This window comes from Streptomyces sp. NPDC056222 (assembly GCF_042264065.1).
Lineage (GTDB): Bacteria > Actinomycetota > Actinomycetes > Streptomycetales > Streptomycetaceae > Streptomyces.
The window spans coordinates 1-3,023 of record NZ_JBHJTL010000196.1; the positions used below are offsets into that span (position 1 = coordinate 1).

A 3,023-nucleotide genomic window follows, 5' to 3' on the forward strand; every position below is an offset into this window, starting at 1 on the left:
GCACCGAAGTGCCGCCGCGCGGGCCGCCGCTCACCCCTCAGTCATGCCCCCCGTCGGGCCGGACCCCGCCAACTGCCGGCTAGTACCACCAGGGATGGAAGTTGACGACCGAGTTCGACTGGCCGATGGAGGTGAATCCGGAGCCGTTCACACTCGCGGTGTTGTTCTGATTCGAGGCACCGGAGCCGGTGGCCACCTGCTGCGTGGTGGTCGAATTGCCGAAGTTGTCGCCACCCACGCCGCTGCCGATGATGCTGGCGACGCTCGTGTTCGATCCGTCGTCCGCGAAGCCGCCGTTGTCGGCGTGCGCCACACCGCTGAAGAGCGCGGCAGCCAGGGGCAGGGCGGCAGCAGCGGCGAGGACGCGGGCGGTACGGATGCTTGCCATGTCATTTCCTCCAGAAACGGAACTGCGGCTGAAGTGCGGAAGCACTCAAATACGGCTTGTTCCAAGGCAGTTGGCCGACCGCCTCGGTCGTTGTGCTCGACGTCGCGACTCCAGAGTTGCCCACGCAATCCCCGGCGAACCACCCTTCAGCGACTGATTCCCCCTCAAGCGTGAGGACAAGTCGATAAACCCCCTTCACGCACTCAAAAGCCCAGCTCACCGCCCCTATGGCGAGGTCACGCCACCGCGATCCGCGCCACGGCAAGGGAGGAAGCGTTCCGGCAGATTTTCAGCCAATCCGCCCCTCTTCCTTTCTTCGAACGCTTGTACGAAACTGGGTCCATGGCCACCTCCGACCGGCGCTCCGCCACCCTGGCCCTGGCCCACGCCCTGTCTGCGGCAGAGCGCGGGCTCCCCGTCATCCCCCTGTCCGCCACGAAACTCCCGGCCCTGCGCTCACTGCACCGGGACGACCCGCGCCCGGCCCCCTGCCACGGGGAATGCGGCCGGCCGGGACACGGAGTGCACGACGCGACCACCGACCCCGCCGCCGTACGGGCGCTGTTCGCCGCCGCCCCCTGGGCGACCGGCTACGGCATCGCGTGCGGACGCCCGCCGCACCACCTCATCGGCGTCGACCTCGACGTGACCCACTCGGACGCACCCGCGGACGCCACGGCCGAGCTGCGCCACCTGGCGCTCCAGCACCTGTTCACCCTTCCGCCCACGGTCACGGTGCTCACCCCGAGCGGCGGCCGCCATCTGTGGCTGACCGGCCCGCCGGGCGTCGTGGTCCCCAACTCGGCGAGCCGCCTCGCCCCCGGCATCGACATCCGCGGCGCCGGCGGCTACCTCGTGGGACCTGGTTCGGTGACCGCCAAGGGTGCGTACCGGCTGGCTCCGGGCAGCGCGAATCTCGACCCGGCCCCCTGCCCACGCGCCCTCCTGAGCCTGATCGCGCCCCCCACACCACCCCCACGCCCCGACGACGACCCGACCGGCCCACGTCGCGGCACTCGCCACGGCCGGGGCCTGGTCCACTTCGTCCTGACGGCCCACGAGGGCCAGCGCAACACGCGCCTGTTCTGGGCGGCCTGCCGGGCCTACGAGAACGGCCTCGGCGAAACGCTCACGGACGAGCTCACCACGGCGGCGATCCGTACGGGCCTGACCGAACGCGAGGCCCGGGCCACGATCATGTCGGCGGCCCGCCTGACCGCCCACTGACCCGACGCCGAGGGCACCGGCCGCTCCTTCACGGAGCGGCCGTCATCCGTCCGGCTTCGGACGGCAGATCGGGCGGCACATCGGGCGGCGCATCGGGCGGGCTTCGAGATGTCCCCTTCGATGTCTGGCAGCAGACTTGATTCGACCCACTGTTTCTGCCGACCGGAGTCACCATGACGGACCTCAAGCTGGAGCAGAAGCGCTCGCTGTCGCGCCTCGAAGCGGCCGACCAGCTCACCGCGCTCGCGGACGCGCTGCGTAAGGGCGGGGAGGCCGAACTGGAACTCGGCTTCGGAAGCCTGAGCCTGCGGATCCCCGACGACCTGGAGAGCGAGGTGGAGATCGAGGTCGAGGACGGGGAGATCGAGCTGGAGATCGAACTCACCTGGTCGACAGGTCGATCCCGGACGGCACCCTCGAAGGCCGGGACCGCCAAGAGCGAGGCGACCCGGACGACCAAGACCGCACCCTCCAAGAAGACGACCCCCCGAAAGCCGAAGAGCACGTCCACCAAGCCGGCACGAACCACCGGCACCACCGGAACGAGGACGGCCAAGAGGCCCGCCAAGAAGACGACCTGATCCACGCTGCGGCGCACAGCCTCGGAACCGACCGTCCTGACATGCCGACGGCCCCCGAGCATCGCGCCTGGTCACGTCGGTCAGCCCGGCCGCCGAGACTGCCGCGCCGCAGTGCGCCTTGCGCCACTGAGGGAGCCAACGTCAGGACGCGCCATCGGCAGCCCCTAGGTTGGATCTTGTGGCTGACAAGTTGTGCCACTCGTGACCGCATCCGCCTGCGCAGTGCAGCGCCCGTCGGCGCGTGTCGGCTATGCCGAAAAGGGCGACGAGCAGGCGAAACGACTTCGTGAGTTCGTAAGCGGGAAGGTGTTCCATCCCGAAGCGCCACTTCGTGAGCATCACCGCAGGCGTGTGTGTGTGGGGCGAATGCCAGAGCGCGCGATGCTCTCCGGCACATCGTCCTCGCGCGCACGAGCCTGACCACAGAACAGCACCAGCGTGTGCAAGGCCTTGCGCTGGTCGACCTCCGAAAGGCCCTCGAACCACTCGACACCCTCAGCCGTCGGTCTGAGGCCTTGCGCGAGTTCGTTCAGGATCACCTCATGTGCGTACAACACAGCCTCCCGCCCCATGCGATCAGGCCGACGGTACGCCCACGACCGCCCGCGAGCCGCACATCGTCGCGCACGCCAGTGATCTGCCCCCTCGAACCCGGCGATCTCATGGCCCCGGATGTACGCGTGGCGCTCAGCACTTCGCCGCAGCGCCGCTTCCACGTTCGAGTGCGTGTCAGTTGTGCGAAGAAACGTGCAGAACGGCCGTTACTCGGGCCCGTCACCCGATCGGCAGAGTGCGCCGGGTGGTGCGACCGGTTGTGCGCCGGAGTT

Annotated in this window: 5 protein-coding genes; 2 read left to right on the top strand and 3 right to left on the bottom strand. The window is 69.2% G+C overall.

Annotation, left to right across the window (positions count from 1 at the left end):
* Positions 1-79 precede the first annotated feature (79 nt).
* On the bottom strand, positions 80-388 hold the full coding sequence (locus ACFC0D_RS38335) for a hypothetical protein (protein WP_376446693.1): 309 nt from the start codon (positions 386-388) through the stop codon (positions 80-82).
* A 342-nt stretch (positions 389-730) separates the two neighbouring features.
* Here ACFC0D_RS38335 and ACFC0D_RS38340 point away from each other — a divergent pair, with 342 nt between their 5' ends.
* Together ACFC0D_RS38340 and ACFC0D_RS38345 are read left to right on the top strand one after the other, a co-directional pair.
* Positions 731-1,615: a bifunctional DNA primase/polymerase gene (locus ACFC0D_RS38340; protein WP_376446696.1), complete on the top strand. Its 885-nt coding sequence runs from the start codon at positions 731-733 to the stop codon at positions 1,613-1,615.
* A 173-nt stretch (positions 1,616-1,788) separates the two neighbouring features.
* Positions 1,789-2,196: an amphi-Trp domain-containing protein gene (locus ACFC0D_RS38345; protein WP_376446699.1), complete on the top strand. Its 408-nt coding sequence runs from the start codon at positions 1,789-1,791 to the stop codon at positions 2,194-2,196.
* 141 nt (positions 2,197-2,337) lie between these two features.
* Here ACFC0D_RS38345 and ACFC0D_RS38350 read toward each other — a convergent pair whose 3' ends face one another.
* Complete coding sequence (locus ACFC0D_RS38350; RefSeq protein ID WP_376446705.1) at positions 2,338-2,535, bottom strand: DUF5958 family protein; 198 nt, start codon at positions 2,533-2,535, stop codon at positions 2,338-2,340.
* Positions 2,535-2,735 (bottom strand): DUF5958 family protein, encoded by a 201-nt coding sequence (locus tag ACFC0D_RS38355; protein ID WP_376446702.1) that lies wholly within the window; start codon positions 2,733-2,735, stop codon positions 2,535-2,537. The genes ACFC0D_RS38350 and ACFC0D_RS38355 overlap by 1 nt, the downstream gene beginning before the upstream one ends.
* Positions 2,736-3,023: the final 288 nt, after the last annotated feature.

Coding starts and splice junctions, on each gene's coding strand:
- ACFC0D_RS38345 (WP_376446699.1), top strand. CDS start 1,789: ATGACGGACCTCAAGCTGGAGCAGAAGCGCTCGCTGTCGCGCCTCGAA.
- ACFC0D_RS38350 (WP_376446705.1), bottom strand. CDS start 2,535: ATGCTCACGAAGTGGCGCTTCGGGATGGAACACCTTCCCGCTTACGAA.
- ACFC0D_RS38335 (WP_376446693.1), bottom strand. CDS start 388: ATGGCAAGCATCCGTACCGCCCGCGTCCTCGCCGCTGCTGCCGCCCTG.
- ACFC0D_RS38340 (WP_376446696.1), top strand. CDS start 731: ATGGCCACCTCCGACCGGCGCTCCGCCACCCTGGCCCTGGCCCACGCC.